The sequence below is a fragment of the Psychrobacter sp. 1Y4 genome, assembly GCF_051847555.1.
This window is the reverse complement of record NZ_JBPYDE010000444.1, coordinates 1-760: the sequence shown is the minus strand read 5'-3', so window position 1 is coordinate 760 and position 760 is coordinate 1. Positions and strand designations below refer to the sequence as shown.

1 pseudogene is annotated in these 760 nt (G+C 44.5%); it reads left to right on the top strand.

Annotated elements, in window-relative coordinates:
• Nucleotides 1–183 precede the first annotated feature (183 nt).
• A pseudogene (locus ACS8FC_RS16855) lies at nt 184–760 on the top strand (hypothetical protein); the annotation flags it as partial.

Here is a 760-nt window from a genome sequence, read left to right as displayed (position 1 = left end):
CACAGCAATATTCCGTTAGCTTGGCTTGAGTACGCTGATTGGCAAACAGGCTATCGTGATATTTTGGAGCATCAAGAGTAAGCTCTTCAGTGTAAGTCCTTAAGTATAAGCTCTTAAGCTCAAGACCGTTTCTTAGTTTGATCGTTTTTATTGGTTTTATATTTTATTGTGTATGGAGATTTCATGACCCAGCCTTCTACTTCTGATGACCGTTTGTCTCATGCTAATCTGGCAGCAGAAGGCAGTAAGCTTACAGAAGGCGATGCTGTGCAATCCTCTATGCTAGCTGATTCACAGCAACCTGCGATCGTACATCCTAATTTTGATCCCAAACGATCACCCCTTGATCCTGCCAGACCGTTGAGTGATATTCCTGAGCCTGCCCGCCGCTTAAACGGCCAGTTGCGTCGGCTTTATGGTAATTCGACGCGGTTTTATCAGCCTAATGCAGATAGCTTGTCAAAATGGTCACTGATTGCTTCAGAAGCCTTGGCGGAGCATTTATCGTTACTCAAAGCGGCGCAGCTTGTCGATTTGCCTGATAGCTTTTATCAAAACCGAAGTGATCAGCCCTTATTATCGCCATTATCAGAGATGACATTATTAGACATGTCAGATATTCAGCAGGCGATTCGTGCTTATCCAAAACTCAACCGTTACGGGTTTGGCTCTGCTGATAGCGACGAGATAGCTGAGCCAAATAACAATGACAACGTTAAAGAGTCTTCAGCCTCTCTGCGCGCATTGATCAAACGCTATA